A 21449-nucleotide genomic window follows, 5' to 3' on the forward strand; every position below is an offset into this window, starting at 1 on the left:
CGGGGCGGCGGCCGGTCGCCCCTGCTAGGTTGGCCCCGATGGCGATGGGGCTCGCCGACAACCGCAGCACCTGCTGCTGACAGTCCCTACCTCTGCGACCGTGCCCTGCCCGGGCCCGACGAAGGTAGGCGACCCATGACGCAGCACCACCCCGAGCCCGTCGATCCCGATGTCGACCTCGGCTCAGCCGAACAGCGCACCGAGCTCGCCGCCCACCACCTGACCCTGGTGGTGATCGCGCTGGGCGGCATGCTCGGTGCGGCGGCGCGCCACGGGCTCGAGCTGGCCTGGCCGACCGGTCCGAGCGGCTTCCCGTGGGCGACCTTCGCGACCAATGTCGCCGGCTCCCTGCTGCTGGGCGCGCTGATGGTGGTGGTGCAGGAGACCCGGTCCGCGCACCCGCTGCTCCGGCCGTTCGTGGGGGTGGGGATCCTCGGCGGTTTCACCACGTTCTCGACCTACTCCGTGCAGGTCCGCGACCTGCTGGCCGGCGCCGATCCGCATCCGGGGCTGGCCCTGGCCTATCTGTTCGGCAGCGTCGCCGCCGCCCTCGTGGCGGTGGCCGCCGGGCTGGGGCTCGCGCGGCTGGCGGTCCGCTCCAGCGGCGGCGAGGAGGTGCGGTCGTGACGGCCTGGCTGCTGGTAGCGCTGGGCGCCGCGGCCGGGGCTCCGGCGAGGTATCTGCTCGACCGCCTCGTGCAGTCGCGGCACACCGCGCTCACACCGTGGGGGACGCTGACGATCAACCTGTCGGGTTCGTTCCTGCTGGGCGGCCTGTACGGCGGCGCGGCCGGTGCCGACCTGCTGCTCCTGCTCGGGACGGGCTTCTGCGGCGCGTTCACGACGTTCAGCACGTTCGCCTTCGAGACGGTGCGCCTGGCTGAGGACCGCGCGGTCGGCGCCGCGCTCGGCAACCTCGCCGTCACGCTCCTCGGCGGCCTCGGCGCCGCCTTCGTGGGCTTCGCACTGACCGCCTCGTGGTGAGCGCCTCGCTGAGGCGGCGCCGGGTCAGTGCCGGAGCTCGCGCTCCGGGTGGGCGCAGATCAGCTGGTCGCACACGGCGTTCATGACCCGGCCCAGCGCCCGGAGGTCGTCGGCGTCGACCAGGTCGACCAGCGAGCGGCGTACGGTCTCGACGTGGTCGGGCGCGGCCGTGCGGAGCACGTCGAGCCCGGCGTCGGTCAACCGGCAGTCGACACCGCGGCCGTCCTCGGGCGACTCCTCGCGCACGACCAGCCCGGCGGTCTCCATCCGCTTGACCGTGTGGGTCACCCGGCTGCGGCTGTGGGCGAGGGCGGCAGCGAGCTGGGCCATCCGCAGTGTGCCGCCGGCCTCGGAGAGGCGGACCAGGATCTCGTACTCGACCGCGGACAGACCGTGCTCGCGGCGCAGGTCCTCGTCGAGGCGGTCCAGGAGCAGGGTGGTGCCGAGCAGGAACGAGCGCCAGGTCCGCTGCTGGTCCTCGTCGAGCCACCGCGGCTCGTGGCCGGTCGCCAGGCGAGCAGCGGTCCCATCAGTCACCGGGTCAGTCTAAGTCCCGGCGCATCAGCACCCGCGGGTGTCCGCTGAGCACCGAGGTCGTGTCGGCGGCGTGGTGGAAGCCGGCGGCCTCGAAGTTGGCCCGCAGCCCGGCGTACGCCATCGTCAGGTCGACCTTGGCGCCGCCGTTGTCGAGCGGGTACGCCTCGATCGCCGGCGCACCCTGCTCGCGCGCGAAGGCGACCGCGCCCTCGATGAGGTGGTGGGAGATGCCCTTGCCCCGGTGTCCGGGCCGGACCCGGATGCACCACACGGACCACACGGGGAGGTCGTCGACGTGGGGGATCTTGCGGTTGCGGGCGAAGGTCGTGGCCGAGCGGGGTGCGACCGCGGCCCAGCCGACGGGGGTGTCGCCGTCGTAGGCGAGCACGCCGAGCGGTCCCTCCTCGAGCAGCTTGGCGACGAACTCGCCGCGCTCCTGCCCGCGCATCGGGTTGTTGATCGTCGATGGGATCCGGTAGCTCAGGCACCAGCACACGCTGGCGTCCGCCCGCTTCGGCCCGACCAGCGCCTTCACGTCCTCGAAGACGGTGGCGGGCCGTACGTCGATGCTCATGCCACCGGACCCTACGACTCCCCACCGACGCCGACCCGGCCCGGAGTGGCTCTGGATTCCCGCCGACCCGTCCCGGAGTGCCTCACAAATGGCGCCGACCCGGCAGAAAGTATCCGCAGGGAGGGGCACTTTCTGCCGGGTCGGCGCGGATCCCGCGTCACCTTCTGCCGGGTCGGCGCGGATCCGGGGCTACTTCGGGCCGGGTCGGCGGATCAGCTGAGGCGCTCCAGGATCATCGCCATGCCCTGGCCGCCACCGACGCACATGGTGATCAGGCCGGTGGACTTGTCGTGCCACTGCAGCGAGTTGATCAGCGTGTTCTGCAGGCGGGCGCCGGTCATGCCGAACGGGTGGCCGACCGCGATCGCGCCACCGTTGACGTTGAGCTTCTCGATCGGGATGCCCAGGTCCTCGGCGGACGGCAGCACCTGCGCGGCGAAGGCCTCGTTGATCTCGGCGAGGTCGATGTCGTCGATGGTCATGCCGGCATGCTTGAGCGCGTTGCGGGTCGCCTCGACCGGGCCGAGGCCCATGATCTCGGGGGACAGGCCGGAGACGCCGGTCGACACGATCCGGGCGAGCGGGGTCAGGCCCAGCTCGGCGGCCTTGGTGTCGGACATGATCACGACCGCGGCAGCGCCGTCGTTGAGCGCGCAGCAGTTGCCGGCGGTGACCACGCCGTCGGGGCGGAAGACCGGCTTCAGCTCGGAGAGCGCCTCGTAGGTGACGCCGGCGCGCGGGCCGTCGTCGGTGCTGACGACGGTGCCGTCGGCGAGGGTCACCGGGGTGATCTCGCGCTGCCAGAAGCCGTCGGCGATCGCCTTCTCGGCGAGGTTCTGCGAGCGTACGCCGAACTGGTCGAGGTCTTCGCGCTTGAGGCCGCGGATGCTCGCGACGTTCTCGGCGGTCTGGCCCATCGCGATGTAGATGTCGGGCAGCAGGCCGTCCTCGCGCGGGTCGTGCCACACCTGGCCGCCCTCGGCGTACTTCTCGGTGCGCTGCTGCGCGTCGGCGAACAGCGGGTTCTTGGTGTTGGGGATGTGGTCGGAGGTGCCGAACTGGAAGCGCGACACCGTCTCGACACCGGCGGAGATGAACACGTCGCCCTCACCGGCCTTGATCGCGTGGAAGGCCATCCGCGAGGTCTGCACCGACGAGGAGCAGTAGCGGGTGATCGTGGCGCCGGGGATCTCGGTGCCCATCAAGGTGGTGACGATCCGGGCCATGTTGTTGCCGGCCTCGCCACCGGGCAGGCCGACGCCGAGGTAGAAGTCGTCGACGTCCGTCGGGTCGAGCGCGGGGATCTTGTCGAGCGCCGTCTGCGCGATGAACGCGGTCAGGTCGTCGGGGCGGAAGTCCTTGAGCGAGCCCTTGTTGGCACGCCCGATCGGGGTGCGGGCGGCGGAAACGATCACGGCCTCGGGCATGGAGACTCCTCGGTACAGGTAGGGGTGGAACGCGCACAGCGTAGTGGCCCGGAACTGCAACCTGTTCCGGTCGTGGCGGACGCCACAAGCCCGTCCCTGCATGCGGAGCCCCGCCCCGCGCGGCGGCGCGGTCTGGAAGCATGACGGGGGTGCGGCACCGCTACGACTGCCCCCTGCGCTGGGGTGACATCGACCAGCTGAACCACGTCAACAACGTGAAGTACGTCGACTACCTCCAGGAGGCGCGCGGCGCGCTGCTGCACGCCTGCCGGACGGCCGCGGGCGTCGAGCACCACCACAACGACGCCTATGTCGTACGACGACACGAGGTCACCTTCCGCGCGCCGCTGCGGTTCCGGTTCCAGTCGGTCTCGATTGAGTCGTGGGTCAGCGAGATCCGCACGGCGAGCTTCACGCTCGACCACGAGATCTTCGAGGAGCAGCCCGACGGCACCCGCACCGTCTACCTGCGTGCCCGCACCGTCCTGGCGCCGTTCGTGCTCGCGACGGGTCAGCCGCGGCGCCTCGACGATCAGGAGCGCGCCGCACTGGCGCCGTACGCCGAGCTCGGCGACACCCGCTCGCGCCCGGTGCAGGTCGACGTGCCCCGCGAGCGGGCCGCGCACCACCCGGTCCAGGTCCGCTTCTCCGACCTCGACATCTACCGCCACGTCAACAACGTGAAGTACTTCGAGTTCTTCCAGGAGGCCCGGATCGCCTCGCTCGGGCGGTTGCGGCAGGGCCTCAAGGAGTTCCCGCGGATCGCGAGCGTGATCGCGCAGGCCGATGTCGAGTACGTCGCCCCGATCGTGCTGCGGCCGCAGTCCTACGACTGCTGGACGGTCGTGTCCCACATCGGCACCAAGTCGATGGTGCTCGAGTCCGAGATCACCGACGGCACCGGCGGCTCGGGGGAGGGCGCGGTGCTCGCGCGCTCGAAGGTGGCGCTGGTCTTCTTCGACACCGAGACCCAGCGCTCGGTGACCCCGGTCGACGGCTTCCGCGAGGCGATGATCGGCGTGCTCGGCGACATGGTCACGACAGCCGGGTGAAGTCCGGCTCCCGCCCCTCGGCGAAGGCGGCCAGCGCCTCGAGGTTGGCGGGACCGCCCATCAGCTCGGCGAACGCGGCGTTCTCACGGTCCCGGGCCGCGCGGATCGCGTCGCGGTGCGGCTCGGTCATGGTGCGCTTGACGGCGACCAGCGAGGAGATCGGCTTCGCGGCGAGCACCTCGGCGTGCCGGCGCGCGGTCGCCATCAGCTCGTCGGGTGCGCAGACCTCCTTCACCAGGCCCATGTCGCGCGCCTCGGCCGCGCTGATCCACTCCGAGGACAGCAACGCCCACGCGGCGTGCTGACGACCCACCAGCGCCGGGAAGAGGTACGACGAAGCCGCCTCCGGCGCGACGCCGAGCGAGGTGAACGGGCACTTGAGCCGGGCATCGTCGGACATGAAGCCGAGGTCGGCGAACCCGAGGATGGTCGCGCCGATCCCGAGCCCCAGTCCGTTGACCGCGACCACGAGTGGCTTGGGGAAGTCGACGAGCGCGTCGACCAGGCCGATGAACCCGTGCTTGCCGCGCGGGAAGTCGGGGTTCGTGGCGAGCTGGTGCATCTCGAGGAGGTCGGTCCCGGCGCTGAACGCGCGCCCGGCCCCGGTCAGCATCACCACCGCGACCGTGGGGTCCTGCGCCGCGGCGAGGAGCGCCTCCGCCGTGGCGTCGTACAGCTCCTCGTTGAAGGCGTTGAGCGCCTCGGGGCGGTCGAGGGTGAGGGTGCGGACCCGGCGGTCGTCGGACACGAGCAGCGTCATGCGCCCAGAATAGAATGCGTTCTATTCTGCCGGGCTACTCCGGGGCGAGATGGGTGCGCAGCCGCTTGAGCCCGCGGTGCCGGGCGACCCGTACGGCCACCGCCGTCATGCCGAGCGCCGCGGCGGTCGAGCTCACGTCGAGGTCGAGCACCTCGGTGCAGGCGATGACGTCACGCTCGCGGGGCGGCAGTGCGGCCAGGGCCTGGCGAACCCACTCGTCGGCGAGGATGCCGGTCTCGGGCCCGGCCACGGTCCGCTCGGCGTCCGCGGCCAGGGTGTCGAAGCCCTTGACCCGGGTCGCCGTACGACGCCCCGCGTTGGCCTTGTGCTTGCGTGCGATGCCGAACAGCCAGCCGCCGAAGTCGGACCCGGTGCCGTGGAAGTCGGCGATCTTCTCGGCGGCGACCAGCCAGGTGGCGGCGGCGATGTCGTCGGGTGCCTCGCCGCCGGGCGAGGAGCGGGCCTCGAGCCAGAGCAGCAGCCGACCGGCGTGGTCGCGATAGAGCTCGCGCCACGCTGCGGCGTCACCGCTCTTCGCGGCAGTGACGAGCTCGTCGTCGGCCCGCACCGGACGTGTCCCCACCCCTGTTGTTCTGGCGTGGTCCGGACCTTGCCCCGGACCGCGCGTCCCATTGTCCCGCTTGCGAGCCTGAAGCGGGACATTTCCTCGCGGTCAGTGCGTCGGTCGTTGCTGATCGTCCTGCCGGTCACCCTGTTGGTCACCCTGCTGGTCGTCCTGCTGGTCGTCCTGCTGGTCGTCCTGCCGGTCGCCGTCGCGGCCCTGGCTGCCCTCGCCGGGCGCCCGGTCGTGGCCCTTGGCCTTGCCCTGGGCCTTGTCCTTGTCGTGGCCCTTGGCCTTGCCCTTGCCGGCGGGCTTGTCCTTCAGGTGACCCTGGCCGGTCGCGTGGTCGGACTGGTCGCCGCGGGCCCGGTTCTCGTCGGCGTCGCCAGGGTCGACGGCGTGGTCGGACGAGGAAGAGCTGCCCGGCAGCCCCGGGGACAGGGGGCTGCCGGGCGTGGTGGTTACGTCGGAGTGTGGGGTTCCGACGTCTCCGGGACTCGGTGTGCCGGACGGTCCGATCTGGGACGGGCTGTCGGCGGGGGAGTGTGGGCCCCCTCCGCCGGTGGGAACGCCCGCTGCCCAGGTGGCGGCCGCGATGACGGCAACGGAGCCGGTCGCGAGCACCAGTCGGAATCCGGCCGACCGAGTCGATCGGGGGGCAGTCGCCTGCGACGTCGCACTCAGGTGGGCGAGCATGCCCAGGAACGCCGGGTCGGGCTCGAGCGTCGGTACGTCGACGCGGAGCCGGTCGGTGGCGCGTTCGGGGGTCATGGCCTGCTCTGCTGGTGGGGAAGAGGGGGAGACTGCTCTCACCGGGAACATGTCGCCACCCGAGCCCGGTGTTACATCGGTCCGGAAAAACCTCAGCCGGGGGTGTTCACCATGAACGTCGCCGCATGCGTGACGTACTCCCAGAACCGCGCGTCCTGCTCCGGGGTGAGGTCCACGCTGTCGAGGCCGGCCCGGAAGTGGCCCAGCCAGCGGTCCCGCGCCTCGAGGTCCACCGCGAACGGCGCGTGTCGCATCCGCAGCCGCGGGTGACCGCGGTTCTCGGAATAGGTGGTGGGGCCGCCCCAGTACTGCACGAGGAAGAGCAGGAAGCGCTCCTCGGCGGGCCCGAGGTCCGCCTCCGGGTACATCGGGCGCAGCACCTCGTCGGCGGCCACGCCCTCGTAGAACGTCGCGACGATCCGGCGGAAGGTCTCGAACCCGCCGATCTCGTCGTAGAAGCTCGTCTCGTCGCTGCCCGTGCTCACGTCGCCCATCATCCCTCGTCGGCCGTGGTGCCGCGGGCAGCGGCCCCCTCGCGCTCGTCGCGGTGCCACACGACCTGCTGGGCGTAGGGCACCTTGATGCCCTCGTGGTCGAAGCGCGCCTTGATCCGCTGGCGCAGCGCCCGCGCCACTCCCCACTGCTCGAGCGGTGCGGTCTTGACCATCACCCGGATCGTGACCGAGTCGGGCTCCATCATCTCCACACCGGTGACCTCGGGCTCCTCGATCACGACGTGGCTGTACTCGTCGTCGTCCCACAGGTCGTGGGCCACCTCGCGCAGGATCCGCTGCACCCGGGCCAGGTCCTCGTCGTACCCGACCCGGACGTCGACGACCGCGCGCGACCAGTTCTGGCTCTTGTTGCCGACCCGCAGGATCTCGCCGTTGGGGACGTACCAGACGGTGCCCTCGATGTCGCGCAACCGGGTCATCCGCAGCGTCACCGCCTCGACCGTGCCGTTGGCGTCGCCGACGTCGACGACGTCACCGACGCCGTACTGGTCCTCGATGAAGATGAAGATGCCGGCCAGGAAGTCCTTGACCAGCGACTGGGCGCCGAAGCCGAGCGCGATGCCGATGATGCCGGCGCTCGCGATGATCGGCGCGATGTCGACCCCGACCTCGCTGAGCACCATCGTGCCGACGATCGCCACGACGATGAACGTGATGATGCTCTTCAGGACGCCGGCCATGGTCGCCGCCCGCTGCTTGCGGCGGGCGGTCACGGCGCTCTCGACCCGCTCCGGGAGCACACCGCGCTCGGCGCGCCGCGCGATCCGGTCGACGACCCGGTGCAGGAGCCAGGCGATCACCAGGCCGAGCAGGACCAGGCCGATGATCGCGAGCGGCTTGCCGATGAGGACGTCGGACCACTCGGCGAGGCGGCGGTTCCCGGTCACGTCCCAGGTCAGGTCGCAGACCGTCTCTCCGTCGGCGCAGGGGCTGGTCGGATCGGCGATGGACAGGGGGAGGGCGAGCATCCGCCCAGTGTCCCAAAGCGACCTGAGCCCCCGTGCGGACACCACTACCGCACGGGGAAGCGGGAGCCGATAGCATGCGGCTCGTGACCAGCACTGCCGTACGCCGCCTGCTCGCCGTGTGCTCCCTCGTCGGGGTGAGCGCCCTGCTCGTCGTCGCCGGAGCGGGCTCCGCGTCGGCCGACACCCCGGAGCCGCGTCCCGGCAACGGGGCGGCCGGCTGGCAGGCCAAGCCCGACATCGACGTGCTGCACGCCTGGCTCTACCTGGGCGGTGTCCCGCTGCTGGTCTTCGTCGTCATCACGCTGCTCTTCGTCGCCCCGGCCCTGGCCCGCGGCGAGGACCTCAGCCTCGACGCCCTGGAGCCCGAGAACCAGTGGCTCGGCGGCCCGCGCAAGGCGGCCGGCGAGCTCGCCGCTCCCGACTCCGACGACTCCAAGGCCGGCGGCGCCGGCGGCAGCTGGTAGTCCGCGACCATGAGCACCACCGCCCTGACGGCGTCCCAGCGCGCTGCGCTCGACGTCACGATCCGCAACGCCGAGCAGCTGTGCCGTGCGGAGATCTCGGTCTTCGTCGGTGCCGCGAGCGGCGAGCCGCGCGACTTCGCGACCAGCCTGCACAACACCCTCGTGCTGCCCTCGCGCAGCATCCTGATCATGGTCGACCCCGACCGTCGCGTCGTCGAGGTCGTCACCGGCGGTCACGCCCGTGAGCGGTTCACCGACGACGAGTCGGCGCAGGTCGTGGCCGCGATGACCGCGACCTTCGCGACCGGCGACCTCGCCGGTGGCCTCACCCGCGGCATCGAGCTGCTGGGCGAGCTGGCCAAGGACTGACTCGGCCCGAAGTGGCCCCGGAATTGCGCTGACCCGGCAGAACTTTCTGCCGGGTCAGCGCGTCTTGCGAGCCAGTTCGAGCCGGGTCGGCGTCAGGCCCGGGCGTCGCGGGCCTGGGCGGCGATCGCCCGGGCGACGTCGGCGCGACCCTCGCGGACGTACCGGATCGCACCCGGGTTGACCGACTCGGCGTTCGCGGCCAGCCAGGCGTCGACGGTGGCGAGCGTGGCCGGGGTGGCGATCAGGCGCGGGAAGATGTGCTCCAGCGCGACCGAGGCCTTGTGGCTGCCGAGCCGCTCCCAGGTGCCGGCGACCTCGGCGAGGTAGCGCTCGACGTACGGCGCGAGCACGGCCTCCTGGCCGGCCTGCCAGAACGCGAGGACCACGCTGCGCTGGGTCTCGTTGGGCACCGACGGGTCGAGCAGTGCCTGGGTCCAGGCCCGCTCCTTGGCCTCGGCCGTGCCCTGCGCGGCGCGCGCGGCGGCGGACTTCTCCTGGCCGGAGATGGTGTTGTCGTCGGCCAGCTCGGCGTCGATGCGGGCGTCGTCGGCGCGGCCGACCCGGGCCAGCGCGGTGAGCAGTGCCCAGCGCAGGTCCTGGTCGACGGCGAGACCGTCGAAGGTGAGGGAGCCGTCGAGGATCGCCTCCACCTCGGCGACCGCCCCCTCGCTGGCCGCGGCGGCCGCGTAGCAGCGCGCGAAGGTCAGCTGGTGGTCGGTGCCGGGCTCGGCCGCGGCGAGCAGGCCGCGCAGGCCCTGCTCCCAGCGCGCCGCGAGGTCGGTACGACGAGCCGGGTCGCTGTAGAGCGTGACCGCCTGGGCGGCGTACACGGGGATCCGGCTGACGCCCCAGGCGTCGGTCTCCTGGCCGATGTTGCCGAGGACGAGCTCGACGAAGTCGGTCGCGGACAGCTCGGCGTCGCGGGTCATGTCCCAGGCGGCGCTCCAGATCAGCGCGCGGGCCAGCGAGTCGTCGAGGTCGGACAGGCGGGCGATGGCGGTGGCCCGCGAGCGCTCGTCGAGGCGGATCTTGGCGAACGCCAGGTCCTGGTCGTTGAGCAGCAGCAGCTCGGGCTGCGCCTTGCCGACCAGCTCGGCGAGCTCGGTGCGGGCGCCGTCGACGTCGACCTCGACGTAGTCGGTGCGCACCAGCCGGCCCTCGGGCGAGGAGTTGTAGAACCCGATGCCGACCCGGTGCCGGCGCAGCGTCGGGTGGTCGGCCGGCGCGGTCTGGTTGATCGCGAACGAGGCGTAGCTGCCGTCGGCGGCCAGCTCGAACGCGGGGGAGAGGGTGTTGGTGCCGGCGGTCTGCAGCCACTCCTGGGCCCAGCCGGTCAGCTCGCGGCCCGACGCCTTCTCGAGGGCGGTCAGCAGGTCGGAGAACTCCGTGTTGCCGAACGCGTGGTCGTGGAAGTACTGCTTGAGACCGGCCAGGAAGGGGTCCAGGCCCACCCAGGCGACGAGCTGCTTGAGCACCGAGGCGCCCTTGGCGTAGGTGATCATGTCGAAGTTGACCTCGACCGCGTGCAGGTCGACGTTGTCGGCCGCGATCGGGTGCGTCGAGGGCAGCGAGTCGGCGCGGTAGCCGGTCTGCTTGCGGGCGTTGGTGAAGCCGGTCCAGGCGTCGTCGTACGACGTCGCGAGGGCCTCGGCGTGGTAGCAGGCCCACTCGGCGAACGACTCGTTGAGCCACAGGTCGTCCCACCACTTCATGGTCACGAGGTCGCCGAACCACATGTGCGCCATCTCGTGCAGGATCACCGAGGCGCGGAACTCGTAGAACGAGCGCGGCTGGCGCGAGCGAGGGAGGTACTCGTCGCGCAGGGTCACGCACCCGGCGTTCTCCATCGCGCCCATGTTGTACTCCGGCACGTAGAGCTGGTCGTACTTGCCGAACGGGTACGGGTAGCCGAAGGCCTCCTCGAAGAACGCGAAGCCCTGCTTGGTCAGGGTGACGATCTCCTCGCGGTCACGCTCGAGGTAGTCCTTGAGCGACTGACGGCAGTAGTGGCCGAGCGGGATGGTGCCGCGGGCGCCCTCGTAGACGTCCTGCACCTCGTAGTAGTCGCCGGCCACGATCGCGGTGATGTACGTCGACATCGGCTTGGTCGCCGGAAAGCGCCAGATCGCGACACCGTCGGAGACCGGGGACGGCTCCGGGGTCGGGGCGTTGGAGACGACCTTCCAGTGCGCCGGAGCGGTCACGTTGAACGTGAACGGTGCCTTGAGGTCGGGCTGCTCGAAGGTCGTGTACACGCGGCGCGCGTCGGGGACCTCGAACTGCGAGTAGAGGTAGACCCTGCCGTCGGCCGGGTCCACGAAGTGGTGGAGGCCCTCGCCGGTGTGGGAGTAGGTGCAGTCGGCCTTGACGACGAGCACGTTCTCGGCCTGCAGGTCGGGCAGCGCGATCCGGCTGTCGACGTACGCCGTGGCGGGGTCGAGCGGTGCGCCGTTGAGGGTGATCTCGTGGATGGTCGCGTCGACCAGGTCGGCGAAGGTGGCCGATCCGGGCTGGCGACAGGTGAAGGTCAGCGTGGTCGTCGACCCGAAGGTCTCCACGCCCTCCTCGGTCGCGCCGGAGAGGTCGAGGTCGATCACATAGGACGTCACGTCGACGAGGGCGGCGCGGGTAGCCGCCTCGTCGCGGGTGAGGTTGGTGCCGGGCATGGCAGCCATCCTTGCACCCGGGTGAAGTTGTCGGACAATCGGAGTGAGGGGCGCGAACTACAACGCTGTAACTCGGGAAAGTCAACGCGACACGCCAGTGAATGGAGAGATTTTCGAGGTTTTTGTTGCGTTCTGGTGCTGTTGTGCCCGATGGTGTTCGGCATGCGCACACCAGGCCGGGCCGCGCGCTGGGGGACCACCACTGCCGCCAGCGCGATGTTGGCGTCGTACCTCGTCCTCGCCGGACCGTCGTCCGGCCCCCTGCAGCCGCCACTGCTCCCATCGGCAGGCACCACCTACCTCTGCAGCGGTTACGCCGACTGCGTCCGCGCCGGCTACTCCGACTCGGGGTACGGCGCCGCGAACGGCACGATGTACTGGCGGATGTACGCCGGCCACAACTGCACGAACTACGCCGCCTACCGGATGATCCAGGCCGGCATGCCGAACGTGCGGCCCTGGACGGGCGAGGGCAATGCCAGCCAGTGGGGACTGTCCATGGCCTCCATCACCGACCAGACGCCCAATGTCGGCGCCATCGCCTGGTGGGGCAAGTACTCCAACGGAGCCGGCTCCGCCGGCCACGTCGCGTACGTCGAGCGTGTGGTTTCGGCCGACGAGATCATCGTGTCCGAGGACGCGTGGGGCGGGACCTTCCACTGGCGCTCGATCACCCGGACGAGCGGGCGGTGGCCGACCGGGTTCATCCACTTCGTCGACCGGCCCGCCCCGACGCCGACGCCGACCCCCACGCCGACGCCGACCGGGAACGTCTTCACGCAGACCGCGACCCCGGTCGTGGCCGCCCCGCTCGTCGTCAACACCACGGTGAGCGCGACCGCCGGCGGCTGGTCCCCGACGCCGGCGGAGAACCGCTGGCGCTGGTTCGCCGACGGCGTGCGGATCGGCGACATCGTCACGCCCGACCTCGCGCTGACCCCCGACCTGGTCGGCAAGACGCTGAGCATGCGGGTGGTCGCGAAGTCGGACGGGTTCACGACCTACGTCTCGCCCTTCTACACGCTCGGCCCGGTCCTCGCCGGGATCGTCCACGCGACCGCGCCGGCCACCCTGAGCGGCACGCCCGCGCTCGGCCAGGTGCTGACGGCGGCGCCCGGGACCTACGACCAGCCGGACGCGGCGCCGGCGTACCAGTGGCTGCGCAACGGGGTCGCCATCCCCGGCGCCACCGCGGCGACGTACCAGCTCGCGGCGGAGGACGTCGGCTCGAGCGTCAGCGTCGAGGTGAGCGGCACCAAGGCGCAGTACGCGCCGGCGGTCGAGACCCTCACCGCATCCGGGCCCGTGACCAGTCCGGCCAATGTCATCCTCAAGACCAAGTCGAAGCACGGGCGCGCGATCGTCCGGGTGCGCGTGACCGCAGCGGGGAAGCTGCCGGTCACGGGCAAGGTGCTGGTCCGGATCGGCTCCTGGAAGCGCGAGGTCAGGCTGAGCGACGGCATCGTGAAGGTCAAGGTGCCGATGGCGCGCGGGACGAAGAAGGTGCGGGTCCGCTACCTCGGCTCGGCAGCCGTACCGGCGGCGCCGAAGGTGGTCGGGACCGTCCAGGTGCGCTGAGCCCTGTGCCGGCCGGGGAATGTCGGCGGCGGCGCGTAGGTTGGTGAAGCATGGCCGAGAACTCCACCCCCCACGTCGCCGACTTCTGGTTCGACCCGCTGTGCCCGTTCGCCTGGATCTCCTCGCGCTGGATCCTCGAGGTCGAGCAGGTCCGTGACATCGAGGTCCGCTGGCACGTCATGAGCCTCGCCTACCTCAACCAGGACCGGGACATCCCCGACGACTACCGCGAGATGCTGGCACCGGCGTGGGGGCCGGTGCGGGTGCTGATCGCCGCCCAGGAGCAGTACGGCGACAAGGTGCTCCGTCCTCTCTACGACGCCTTCGGGCAGCGGATCCACCTCGAGGGCCGCAAGCTGCACGAGCAGCCCGACGGCGGCCTCGCGCTGATCGCCGAGGTGCTCGACGAGGTCGGCCTCGACGCCGGCCTGGTCGAGGCGGCCACGGACGCGTCGTACGACGCCAAGGTGGCGGCCTCGCACCACGAGGGCATGGACGCGGTCGGCGACGACGTCGGCACGCCCACCATCCACATCGACGGCGCCGCCTTCTTCGGACCGGTGCTCTCGAGGATCCCGCGCGGCGACGACGCCGGGCGGCTGTGGGACGGCTGCGTGGCCGTCGCGTCGTTCCCCTACTTCTACGAGCTCAAGCGGACCCGCACGGGAGACCTCGACTTCTCCTGATCGGCGACACGCGGCGGCGGCGCTTCCGGGCGCCGGGGTCGATGACGCATGCTCGGGAGTCATGACGTTCTCGGACCCGTCCCTGCGCCGCCGCGACCTCGCCACGCTCGGGGCCGCGGCCGCGGTGCTGCCGCTGGTCGGGTTGAGCGCGGCCCCGGCCGCGGCGCGCCCCGACGGCCGGCTGCGGCTGCGTCCCGACGAGGGCGGGGTGGGGAGAGCGCTCGACGTCGCGCTCACCCCGGACCCGCAGGTCGCGGCGCGCGGCGCCGTGCTCCGGACGGCGGAGCAGCGCACCGACCGCTTCGCCCTGCTCGGCGTCACGTGGGCGGCGGGGTCCGGCCAGGTCCGGGTCCGGGTGCGTGGGGCCGACGGCTCGTGGAGCCCGTGGCGCGGGGTGCCCGCGCTGCGCGACCTCCCCGACCGCGGTACGACCGAGGCCCGGTCCGCCCCGGCCGGCACCGAGCCGCTGTGGGTCGGCGACAGCGACGGCGTCCAGGTCGAGGTGACCGGCGCCGTCGAGCGCCCGGTGCTCACCCTGGTCGACCCCGGTGACCACCCGAACGACCCGGTCGACGCGCGCCCGAAGCGGCACCGCTCGCTGCGTCCTCGCATCCGCAGCCGCCGCTCCTGGGGAGCCAAGGAGCGGTGGGCCACCGGCAAGCCGAAGCGGGTCAAGACCGTCGAGCAGGTCCACGTGCACCACACGGCGACCGGCAACGACTACCGCAAGCGCGACGTGCCCCGGATCCTGCGCGCGATCTACCGCTACCACACGAAGACGCTGGGCTGGTCCGACGTGGGCTACAACTACTTCGTCGACCGGTTCGGCCGGATCTGGGCCGGCCGCCGCGGCGCCGACGGCGACCGCGACACCCGCGGCGCCCACACGCTCGGCTTCAACCACACCTCGGTCGGGATCGCCGTCCTCGGCAGCTACCAGGAGGCCGCGCCCACGCCGAAGGTGCTCGTCGGCGTCGCGAAGATCGCCGCCTGGAAGCTGAGGAAGTACCACCGCGACCCGCTGGCGACCACGCCGGTGCTCTCGCACGGCAGCGACCTCTACCCCAAGGGCACGGTCGTCACGCTGCCCGTCATCGACGGCCACCGCGACACCAACGACACCGAGTGCCCGGGTCAGTACCTCTACGCCGCGCTCCCCGACATCCGGCTGCGGACCGCCCGACGGATCAAGCGGTCTCGCCGGTAGGTGCCGGCTGCTGCGCGACGCGACACACGGGCGCTGGCGGCGTTGGCGTCGCTCGATGGGCGGTCAGGCACGACTTCGCTCCGCCGCCTTGCCATCACCCGCGTCTCGCGCCGCTCGCGACGCCGTCACCCACCGGCGAGATCGCTTGGGTCGCGCCGCTGACAGCAGCCGGAGCGGACGACCCTAGGATTCAGGGCATGACGCACGTCCTCTCCGCTGTCGCCTGGCCCTACGCGAACGGCCCCCGCCACATCGGCCACGTGGCCGGCTTCGGCGTACCGTCCGACGTCTTCAGCCGGTACCAGCGGATGGCGGGCAGCGACGTCCTCATGGTCTCGGGCTCCGACGAGCACGGCACGCCGATCCTGATCGCCGCCGACGAGGCCGGGATGACCCCGCAGGAGCTGGCCGACAAGAACCACCGGCTCATCGTCGAGGACCTGGTCGGGCTCGGCATCAGCTACGACCTCTACACGCGCACCACCACGCGCAACCACCACGCGGTGGTCCAGGAGATGTTCCTGGGGGTCTACGAGAACGGCTACTTCGTCGAGCAGACGACGTACGGCGCCATCTCGCCCTCCACCGGCCGCACCCTGCCCGACCGCTACATCGAGGGCACCTGCCCGATCTGCGGGTACGACGGTGCCCGCGGCGACCAGTGCGACAACTGCGGCAACCAGCTCGACCCGCACGACCTCATCGACCCGCGCTCGAAGATCAACGGCGAGACGCCGGAGTTCATCGAGACCCAGCACTTCTTCCTCGACCTGCCGGCGCTGGCCGACGCGCTGCAGGCCTGGCTCGACGAGCGCGAGGCGACCGGCCTGTGGCGGCCCAACGTCATCCGGTTCTCCAAGAACATCCTCAAGGAGATCCGCCCGCGCGCCATGACGCGCGACATCGACTGGGGCATCGCGATCCCGCTCGAGGGCTGGCAGGACAACCCGACGAAGAAGCTCTACGTCTGGTTCGACGCGGTCATCGGCTACCTCTCGGCCTCGATCGAGTGGGCCCGCCGCAGCGGCGACCCGGACGCGTGGCGCGCCTGGTGGAACGACCCGGAGTCGCTGTCCTACTACTTCATGGGCAAGGACAACATCACCTTCCACTCCCAGATCTGGCCGGCCGAGCTGCTCGCGTACGCCGGCAAGGGGGCGCACGGGGGGAAGCCGCGCCAGTACGGCGAGCTCAACCTCCCGACCGAGGTCGTCTCGAGCGAGTTCCTCACGATGGAGGGCAAGAAGTTCTCCTCCTCGAAGAAGGTCGTCATCTACGTGCGCGACCTGCTCGCCCGCTACCAGCCCGACGCCTTCCGCTACTTCGTCGCCGCCGCCGGCCCGGAGAGCCAGGACTCGGACTTCACGTGGGCCGAGTTCGTGCGTCGTACCAACGACGAGCTGGTCGCCGGCTGGGGCAACCTGGTCAACCGCACCGCCAACCTGATCGCCAAGAACTTCGGCGAGATCCCTGCCGCCGGCCCCCTGTCCGCCGAGGACGAGGCCGTGCTCGCGACCGTCGAGACGTCCTTCGACACCGTCGGCGACCTGATCGGCCGGCACCGGCAGAAGCAGGCGATCGGCGAGGCGATGCGCGCGGTGGCCGAGGTCAACAAGTACGTCTCCGACTCCGAGCCGTGGAAGATCAAGGACGACGAGCAGCGGCTCGCCACGATCCTGCACGTGATGGCGCAGTGCGTCGCCGACCTCAACCTGGTGCTCAGCCCGTTCCTGCCGTTCTCGGCCAACGACGTCGACAGGGCGCTCGGCGGTGCGGGCGCGGTCGCACCGATGCCGGCCATCGAGGAGGTCACCGACCTCGACGACCCCGATCGCGGCTACCCGATCATCACCGGGGACTACGCCGGCTTCCCCTCCTGGGGCAGGCACCCGGTCGAGGTCGGCCGCGCCGTCGCCAAGCCGACCCCGGTCTTCGTCAAGCTCGACCCGACGGTCGTCGAGGAGGAGCTGGCCCGGCTCGAGAGCTGAGTGATGAGCCGTCGTCCCCGAGTGGTCGCCGTCGCCGTCGCGACGACGGTGGTCGTCGCTGCGCTCGGCGGTTTGGCGTGGGTGCGTGCCTCGTCGTCCGACGAGGCGGCCGCCGCAGCGAGGCGTTACGTCGACCTGGTCGCCTCGGGCGACGAGGACGAGCTCGCCGGCCTGGCGGCGATGACGGCGGAGGACACGGCTGCGCTCGACGATGCGGCCGGACTGCTGGCCGCCGCGGACGAGCGGATCGACGTCGTGTCCATCGGTGACCCCGTGGAGAGCGACGACGTGGTCGAGGTGGAGGTGCGCTACCGGCTCGCGGGGGAGGAGCACACCTGGCCACTGCGGCTCGGCAGAGTGGGCGACGACTGGCGCATCTCCTCCCCGATGGTGGGCTCGGTCGCCTGGGACGAGCCGGGCGTGCGGAACGTCGACACCGACATCCGTCTCGGCGGCAACGTGCTCGAGCGGCGGCCGAGGGTGCAGGACGGCGACGGTAGCGGGGAGAGCGTCCAGCCGCTCTACCCGGCCGTCTACGGCGCCGAGAAGCGGATCGACCCCTACTTCACCTCCACGCCCGCGCTCGTGGCGGTGCTGCCCGGTGCTCCCACGGCCGAGCCGTCGCTGCCCCTGGTGGCGACCGACGCCACCCGGCAGGCCCTCGCCGCGGACTTCACCGCGAGTGCGGACGCCTGCGGCGGCCCCGAGGCCTTCGCCCGGTGTCCCTTCTTCGACCTCGTGCAGACGGCTCGCGCCGGTGGTGACCCCTCTGCGCCGGGCTGGTGGCGGGGGCTCGTCGGGACGCCGACGGTCGCGGTCGACTCCGTCCCCGACGGCATCACGGTCACGGGCGCCTTCCGCTATGCCGCCCGCGGTGGAGTGCGCACGATGAGGTTCACCGCGACCGGTCAGATCGGGTTCGAGGCGGTGCGCCGGACGCCGACACTGGCCGGACTCGAGGTGGCGCAGGCCGACTGAGGGCTGCGCTCGCGGGACGTTCCCGGAAATGGGCTTGAGCCGACGCGGTCGCGGACGCGAGGATCGGCCATGCCCATCGAGCACGACGTCTGGTTCACCGAGGACGCGGGGGAGTTCCTCGCCCGGACGGGCGACCACCTCGCCCAGGAGCCGGTGACCGGCACCGTGGTGACGACGATCGCCCAGCGGATCCGTGAGACCGGTCGCGGCGGCCTGGTCCACTGCTGGTTCGCGGTGGTGACCGGCCCGGACGGCGCCATCACGGGGATCGCGATGAGGACGGCGCCGTTCGCGCCGTACCCCGTCTACCTGCTCGCGATGCCCGACGACGCGGTCGCGGCGCTGGCGGCGGCCGTGCTCGAGCGCGGGGAGGACGTAGGAGGAGCCACCGGCCTGCGGCCTGCGGCCGACCTGTTCGCCGCCGCGATCGCGGACGCGACCGGGCGGAGTGTGGCCAACGGCCTGCACCACCGGCTCTTCGAGCTCGGCACCCTCGTCGACCCGCGCCCGGTCCCCGGGCGACTGCGGCCGGTCCGCCCCGACGAGGCGGAGCTGGCGCTCGCGTGGGTCCAGCGGTTCTTCGCCGACGCCGACGAGCAGGCCGGTCGCCCGGCCGGGCACGACGGCGAGGCCGCGGCCTTCGGCATCGACGACGTGCAGCGCAAGCTCGCCGAGGACGTGCTGTGGTTCTGGGAGGACGCCGAGGGCCGGGTGGTGCACCTGATCGGCGCCAACCCGCCGGCGTACGGCGTGAGCCGGATCGGGCCGGTCTACACGCCGAAGGAGGAGCGCGGCCGCGGTTGGGCCGGTGCGGCGGTGGCCGAGGTGTCGCGGCTGCTGCGCGAGCGCGGCGACCGGGTGATCCTGTTCACCGACCAGGCCAACCCGACCTCGAACGCGCTCTACCAGGCGCTCGGCTACGAGCCGGTGGTCGACACCGTGCGGATCGACATCGGCTGAGTGCCCCTAGGTCGTGTCTCCCGCGTCAGCGCCTGCTACGCGGCGTTTCCGACTCGATCTGGCTGCGTTGGCGTCGCTCGACGTGCCATCCGGCACGCCATCGCTCCGCCGCCTTGCCAGATCGGCCGGAAACGCCGCTCGCGACGGCGCTGACGCGGGAGACACGACCTAGGGTGCGGGCATGGCCCTCCACCCCCAGGCCCGCGCGGCGATCGCCAACGCCGCCGGCGAGCTCGCCGTCACCGACCCCGCCTTCGACATCGCCGCCGAGCGCGAGCGGGCCCGGGCCGCCGCTGCCGGTCAGTCGGGGCCCGAGGTCGCCGAGGTGCGCGACGTCGACGCGGGCGGCGTACCGGCCCGGCTCTACCTCCCGGACGGGTACGACGCCGTGGTCGTCCACGCGCATGGAGGAGGGTTCGTGCTCAACGATGTCGAGGTGCACGACGCGGCGGTGCGGCGGTTCGCCGACATCAGCGCGATGGCGGTGCTGAGCGTCGACTACCGGCGACCACCGGAGCATCCGTTCCCCGCGGCGCCCGACGACCTGTCCGCGGCCGTGGCCTGGCTCGACGAGCAACCGGGACTGGCCGGGTTGCCGACCTTCGCCCACGGTGACAGTGCCGGCGGCAACCTCGCCCTGGTCGCCGCGCTGCGCCACCCCGGTCGCTTCGCCGGCGTCGCGCTGGTCTACCCGTTCCTCGACCCGACGGCGTCCTTCGACTCCTACCGCAGCGCCGCCGACGGGTTCGAGCCCGCGGAGGCCGCCTGGTACTGGCAGCAGTACGCCGCAACTCCGGCCGACCTCGAGCACCCCGATCTCGCGCCGCTGCGCTCCGATGCGCTCGGCACGCTGCCGCCGACCCTGGTCACCACGGCCGAGCACGACCCGCTGCGCGACGAGGGCGAGCACCTCGTCCTGCGTCTTGCCGAGGCGGGCGTCGAGGTGGTCGGCACCCGCTACCTGGGCCAGGTCCACGGCTACTGGCGCCACGCCGACGTCTTCGACGCCGCCGAGCCGACCATGTGGCAGGTGGCCGGCTGGATGCGGATGCAGGTCGGGCGGATCAGCCGGGGTCGATGACCTCGAGCGTGCCGTCGTCGCGCTGCCACAGGCTCGCGATGTGCAGCTGCCGGGTCCGGCCGACCTGGTCCCAGGCGTGGTAGATCAGCCGCAGCGACTTGTGGTCCACGAACGCCGACGCGCCGCCCGGACCGAGCCGCCCGGTCGAGGCGCTTGACATCAGCGGCTCGCCGCGGTTCTGGCGCACGCACGGTCCCTCGGGGCCGGCGCAGATCGCGTACCCGGTCGCGTAGTCGGCCCGCTCCCACGAGTTGCCGGAGTAGAAGAGATAGGTGACGCCGCGGAACTGGACCATGCTCGGGTTCTCGATGGTGTCCCCCTCCCACGGCCGGTCGAGGGTGAGCAGCTCCCGGGTCTGCGAGCCGTCGGCGAAGCCGGTGCCGTCGGCGTTGAGCCGGCGGACGAACAGGCCGGCAGGTCGCCGGTTCACGACCCCGGAGAACTTCCACAGCAGCCACGGCACGCCGTGCTCGTCGACGAAGACGTCGGGGTCGATGACGCCGAGCTGGGCCTCCTCGTAGCAGATCGGCTCGCCGACCGGCCGGAACGGACCGGCCGGGGACGGGCCGCGGGTCAGGCCGATGCAGTTGTGCCGCTGGCCGCCCTGGGTGCCCGCCGGTGCGGCGTACGCGGCCGTCCAGCCGTTGCCGACCTTGCCGACCCCCGGCGCCCACAGGTCGCGACCGCCGTCGCCGCTGCGCACCCAGCTCGCCACCTCGATCGGGTCGACCCGGCCGCCGCCGCTCGTCGCCAGCGGCGTCCACGTCGAGAGATCGCGCGAGGTGAGTGTCGGGAGTCGCAGGTGGGAGGTGTTGGTGGCGTAGGCGTACCAGCGGCCGTCGTACCGGACGATGTCGGGATCCGCGAACACCCCGCGGTACGCCGCCCCCGGCTGCCAGCGCGTGCTGCTCCCCGCCACCCGCACCGGCGCCGGCCGCCGTTGCGCCGGCAACTGCTGGGCCAGCCGCTCGGCGAGCTTGGCCAGGTCCTGCATCTCGCCGGCGAGCACGTCGCCGGGTAGCGCGGTCGGCAGCGCACTCGCCTCGGGGATGAGCGGAGCCTCGCTCGGCGTGGGCTTCGCGGCGGGGGAGTCGCCGGCGGCCGAGCACGCCGACAGCGCCAGCATCGCCGCGACCACTGCCGCTGCCAGTCCCCGACGCCCCACGCTTTCCTTCCCTCTCGCTGGTACACCCTAGATGAGTAAGTCCAAGGGATCGTGCAAGCGAGCGGCGCTCAACGCGTGCGCTGGCAAGGCGCAGGCGCGAAGGCATGCTGGGTGCACGTCGAGCGTCTGCAACGCAGCCAGCGTGCGTGGTGAGCGTC

22 protein-coding genes and 1 riboswitch are annotated in these 21449 nt (G+C 71.9%); of the genes, 12 read left to right on the forward strand and 10 right to left on the reverse strand.

Features of this window, described 5'->3' with window-relative positions; translation table 11 throughout:
- Nucleotides 1–31 precede the first annotated feature (31 nt).
- Nucleotides 32–96: riboswitch (Fluoride riboswitch) on the forward strand.
- 39 nt (nucleotides 97–135) lie between these two features.
- Both FBY23_RS09275 and crcB read left to right on the forward strand, forming a co-directional pair.
- On the forward strand, nucleotides 136–627 hold the full coding sequence (locus tag FBY23_RS09275; protein WP_141797881.1) for a CrcB family protein: 492 nt from the start codon (nucleotides 136–138) through the stop codon (nucleotides 625–627).
- The gene (gene crcB, locus FBY23_RS09280; protein ID WP_141797882.1) at nucleotides 624–983 is read left to right on the forward strand and encodes a fluoride efflux transporter CrcB; all 360 of its coding nucleotides are present in this window, start codon (nucleotides 624–626) and stop codon (nucleotides 981–983) included. Before FBY23_RS09275 ends, crcB begins: the two co-directional genes overlap by 4 nt.
- Nucleotides 984–1007: 24 nt before the next feature.
- Here the strand turns inward: crcB and FBY23_RS09285 are convergent, their stop codons facing one another.
- The 3 genes from FBY23_RS09285 to FBY23_RS09295 all read right to left on the reverse strand — a co-directional run bounded on the left by FBY23_RS09285 (nucleotide 1008) and on the right by FBY23_RS09295 (nucleotide 3521).
- Nucleotides 1008–1520 (reverse strand): MarR family winged helix-turn-helix transcriptional regulator, encoded by a 513-nt coding sequence (locus FBY23_RS09285; RefSeq protein ID WP_260805850.1) that lies wholly within the window; start codon nucleotides 1518–1520, stop codon nucleotides 1008–1010.
- A gap of 4 nt (nucleotides 1521–1524) precedes the next feature.
- Nucleotides 1525–2094 carry a GNAT family N-acetyltransferase gene (locus FBY23_RS09290; RefSeq protein ID WP_141797883.1) on the reverse strand — a complete coding sequence of 190 codons (570 nt, stop codon included), beginning with the start codon at nucleotides 2092–2094 and terminating at the stop codon, nucleotides 1525–1527.
- A 212-nt stretch (nucleotides 2095–2306) separates the two neighbouring features.
- The gene (locus FBY23_RS09295) at nucleotides 2307–3521 is read right to left on the reverse strand and encodes an acetyl-CoA C-acetyltransferase (RefSeq protein ID WP_141797884.1); all 1215 of its coding nucleotides are present in this window, start codon (nucleotides 3519–3521) and stop codon (nucleotides 2307–2309) included.
- Between the two features lie 140 nt (nucleotides 3522–3661).
- Between FBY23_RS09295 and FBY23_RS09300 the strand changes: the two genes are divergently transcribed.
- Nucleotides 3662–4573 carry a thioesterase family protein gene (locus FBY23_RS09300; RefSeq protein ID WP_260805852.1) on the forward strand — a complete coding sequence of 304 codons (912 nt, stop codon included), beginning with the start codon at nucleotides 3662–3664 and terminating at the stop codon, nucleotides 4571–4573.
- Here FBY23_RS09300 and FBY23_RS09305 read toward each other — a convergent pair.
- The 5 genes from FBY23_RS09305 to FBY23_RS09325 form a co-directional block, all read right to left on the reverse strand.
- Nucleotides 4557–5333 (reverse strand): enoyl-CoA hydratase/isomerase family protein, encoded by a 777-nt coding sequence (locus tag FBY23_RS09305; RefSeq protein WP_141797885.1) that lies wholly within the window; start codon nucleotides 5331–5333, stop codon nucleotides 4557–4559. The two genes, FBY23_RS09300 and FBY23_RS09305, sit on opposite strands and share 17 nt — an antisense overlap.
- A 34-nt stretch (nucleotides 5334–5367) precedes the next feature.
- A complete protein-coding gene (locus FBY23_RS09310; protein ID WP_141797886.1) occupies nucleotides 5368–5916 on the reverse strand; it encodes an RNA polymerase sigma factor in 549 nt (182 codons plus the stop codon).
- Nucleotides 5917–6006: 90 nt separating this feature from the next.
- On the reverse strand, nucleotides 6007–6666 hold the full coding sequence (locus FBY23_RS09315; protein WP_141797887.1) for a hypothetical protein: 660 nt from the start codon (nucleotides 6664–6666) through the stop codon (nucleotides 6007–6009).
- 92 nt (nucleotides 6667–6758) lie between these two features.
- Complete coding sequence (locus FBY23_RS09320; protein ID WP_260805854.1) at nucleotides 6759–7151, reverse strand: globin; 393 nt, start codon at nucleotides 7149–7151, stop codon at nucleotides 6759–6761.
- Between the two features lie 8 nt (nucleotides 7152–7159).
- Nucleotides 7160–8149 carry a mechanosensitive ion channel family protein gene (locus FBY23_RS09325; protein WP_141797889.1) on the reverse strand — a complete coding sequence of 330 codons (990 nt, stop codon included), beginning with the start codon at nucleotides 8147–8149 and terminating at the stop codon, nucleotides 7160–7162.
- Nucleotides 8150–8232: 83 nt separating this feature from the next.
- On the opposite strand from FBY23_RS09325, the gene FBY23_RS09330 reads away from it, so the two are divergent.
- A complete protein-coding gene (locus FBY23_RS09330) occupies nucleotides 8233–8613 on the forward strand; it encodes a hypothetical protein (protein ID WP_141797890.1) in 381 nt (126 codons plus the stop codon).
- Between the two features lie 9 nt (nucleotides 8614–8622).
- On the forward strand, nucleotides 8623–8982 hold the full coding sequence (locus FBY23_RS09335) for a DUF5130 family protein (protein ID WP_141797891.1): 360 nt from the start codon (nucleotides 8623–8625) through the stop codon (nucleotides 8980–8982).
- A gap of 92 nt (nucleotides 8983–9074) precedes the next feature.
- On the opposite strand, the gene pepN is transcribed toward FBY23_RS09335, so the two are convergent.
- Nucleotides 9075–11648 carry an aminopeptidase N gene (pepN, locus tag FBY23_RS09340; RefSeq protein WP_141797892.1) on the reverse strand — a complete coding sequence of 858 codons (2574 nt, stop codon included), beginning with the start codon at nucleotides 11646–11648 and terminating at the stop codon, nucleotides 9075–9077.
- Nucleotides 11649–11810: 162 nt separating this feature from the next.
- Between pepN and FBY23_RS09345 the strand changes: the two genes are divergently transcribed.
- From FBY23_RS09345 to FBY23_RS09375, 7 genes are all read left to right on the forward strand, one after another.
- Complete coding sequence (locus tag FBY23_RS09345; RefSeq protein WP_160158199.1) at nucleotides 11811–13226, forward strand: CHAP domain-containing protein; 1416 nt, start codon at nucleotides 11811–11813, stop codon at nucleotides 13224–13226.
- A 50-nt stretch (nucleotides 13227–13276) separates the two neighbouring features.
- Nucleotides 13277–13912 carry a DsbA family protein gene (locus FBY23_RS09350; RefSeq protein WP_141797894.1) on the forward strand — a complete coding sequence of 212 codons (636 nt, stop codon included), beginning with the start codon at nucleotides 13277–13279 and terminating at the stop codon, nucleotides 13910–13912.
- A gap of 61 nt (nucleotides 13913–13973) precedes the next feature.
- Entirely contained in the window at nucleotides 13974–15119 is a 1146-nt protein-coding gene (locus FBY23_RS09355) for an N-acetylmuramoyl-L-alanine amidase (RefSeq protein ID WP_141797895.1), read from the forward strand.
- Nucleotides 15120–15316: 197 nt separating this feature from the next.
- A complete protein-coding gene (metG, locus tag FBY23_RS09360; protein WP_141797896.1) occupies nucleotides 15317–17107 on the forward strand; it encodes a methionine--tRNA ligase in 1791 nt (596 codons plus the stop codon).
- 3 nt (nucleotides 17108–17110) lie between these two features.
- Nucleotides 17111–18085 carry a hypothetical protein gene (locus tag FBY23_RS09365; RefSeq protein WP_141797897.1) on the forward strand — a complete coding sequence of 325 codons (975 nt, stop codon included), beginning with the start codon at nucleotides 17111–17113 and terminating at the stop codon, nucleotides 18083–18085.
- A gap of 69 nt (nucleotides 18086–18154) precedes the next feature.
- Nucleotides 18155–19045, forward strand: coding sequence for a GNAT family N-acetyltransferase (locus FBY23_RS09370; protein ID WP_141797898.1), 891 nt, complete (start codon nucleotides 18155–18157; stop codon nucleotides 19043–19045).
- A 181-nt stretch (nucleotides 19046–19226) separates the two neighbouring features.
- Nucleotides 19227–20126 carry an alpha/beta hydrolase gene (locus FBY23_RS09375; RefSeq protein ID WP_141797899.1) on the forward strand — a complete coding sequence of 300 codons (900 nt, stop codon included), beginning with the start codon at nucleotides 19227–19229 and terminating at the stop codon, nucleotides 20124–20126.
- Here the strand turns inward: FBY23_RS09375 and FBY23_RS09380 are convergent.
- Entirely contained in the window at nucleotides 20110–21291 is a 1182-nt protein-coding gene (locus FBY23_RS09380) for a glycoside hydrolase family 43 protein (RefSeq protein ID WP_141797900.1), read from the reverse strand. The two genes, FBY23_RS09375 and FBY23_RS09380, sit on opposite strands and share 17 nt — an antisense overlap.
- Nucleotides 21292–21449 lie beyond the last annotated feature (158 nt).

Source organism: Nocardioides sp. SLBN-35 (genome assembly GCF_006715725.1).
Classification (GTDB): domain Bacteria; phylum Actinomycetota; class Actinomycetes; order Propionibacteriales; family Nocardioidaceae; genus Nocardioides.

Bases quoted from the DNA above. Each gene is read 5' to 3' on its own strand.
- FBY23_RS09370 (WP_141797898.1), top strand. From the start codon at position 18,155: ATGCCCATCGAGCACGACGTCTGGTTCACCGAGGACGCGGGGGAGTTC.
- FBY23_RS09355 (WP_141797895.1), top strand. From the start codon at position 13,974: ATGACGTTCTCGGACCCGTCCCTGCGCCGCCGCGACCTCGCCACGCTC.
- pepN (WP_141797892.1), bottom strand. From the start codon at position 11,648: ATGCCCGGCACCAACCTCACCCGCGACGAGGCGGCTACCCGCGCCGCC.
- FBY23_RS09345 (WP_160158199.1), top strand. From the start codon at position 11,811: ATGCGCACACCAGGCCGGGCCGCGCGCTGGGGGACCACCACTGCCGCC.
- FBY23_RS09305 (WP_141797885.1), bottom strand. From the start codon at position 5,333: ATGACGCTGCTCGTGTCCGACGACCGCCGGGTCCGCACCCTCACCCTC.
- FBY23_RS09275 (WP_141797881.1), top strand. From the start codon at position 136: ATGACGCAGCACCACCCCGAGCCCGTCGATCCCGATGTCGACCTCGGC.
- FBY23_RS09290 (WP_141797883.1), bottom strand. From the start codon at position 2,094: ATGAGCATCGACGTACGGCCCGCCACCGTCTTCGAGGACGTGAAGGCG.
- FBY23_RS09295 (WP_141797884.1), bottom strand. From the start codon at position 3,521: ATGCCCGAGGCCGTGATCGTTTCCGCCGCCCGCACCCCGATCGGGCGT.
- metG (WP_141797896.1), top strand. From the start codon at position 15,317: ATGACGCACGTCCTCTCCGCTGTCGCCTGGCCCTACGCGAACGGCCCC.
- FBY23_RS09365 (WP_141797897.1), top strand. From the start codon at position 17,111: ATGAGCCGTCGTCCCCGAGTGGTCGCCGTCGCCGTCGCGACGACGGTG.
- FBY23_RS09300 (WP_260805852.1), top strand. From the start codon at position 3,662: ATGACGGGGGTGCGGCACCGCTACGACTGCCCCCTGCGCTGGGGTGAC.
- FBY23_RS09335 (WP_141797891.1), top strand. From the start codon at position 8,623: ATGAGCACCACCGCCCTGACGGCGTCCCAGCGCGCTGCGCTCGACGTC.
- FBY23_RS09350 (WP_141797894.1), top strand. From the start codon at position 13,277: ATGGCCGAGAACTCCACCCCCCACGTCGCCGACTTCTGGTTCGACCCG.
- FBY23_RS09325 (WP_141797889.1), bottom strand. From the start codon at position 8,149: ATGCTCGCCCTCCCCCTGTCCATCGCCGATCCGACCAGCCCCTGCGCC.
- FBY23_RS09315 (WP_141797887.1), bottom strand. From the start codon at position 6,666: ATGACCCCCGAACGCGCCACCGACCGGCTCCGCGTCGACGTACCGACG.
- FBY23_RS09375 (WP_141797899.1), top strand. From the start codon at position 19,227: ATGGCCCTCCACCCCCAGGCCCGCGCGGCGATCGCCAACGCCGCCGGC.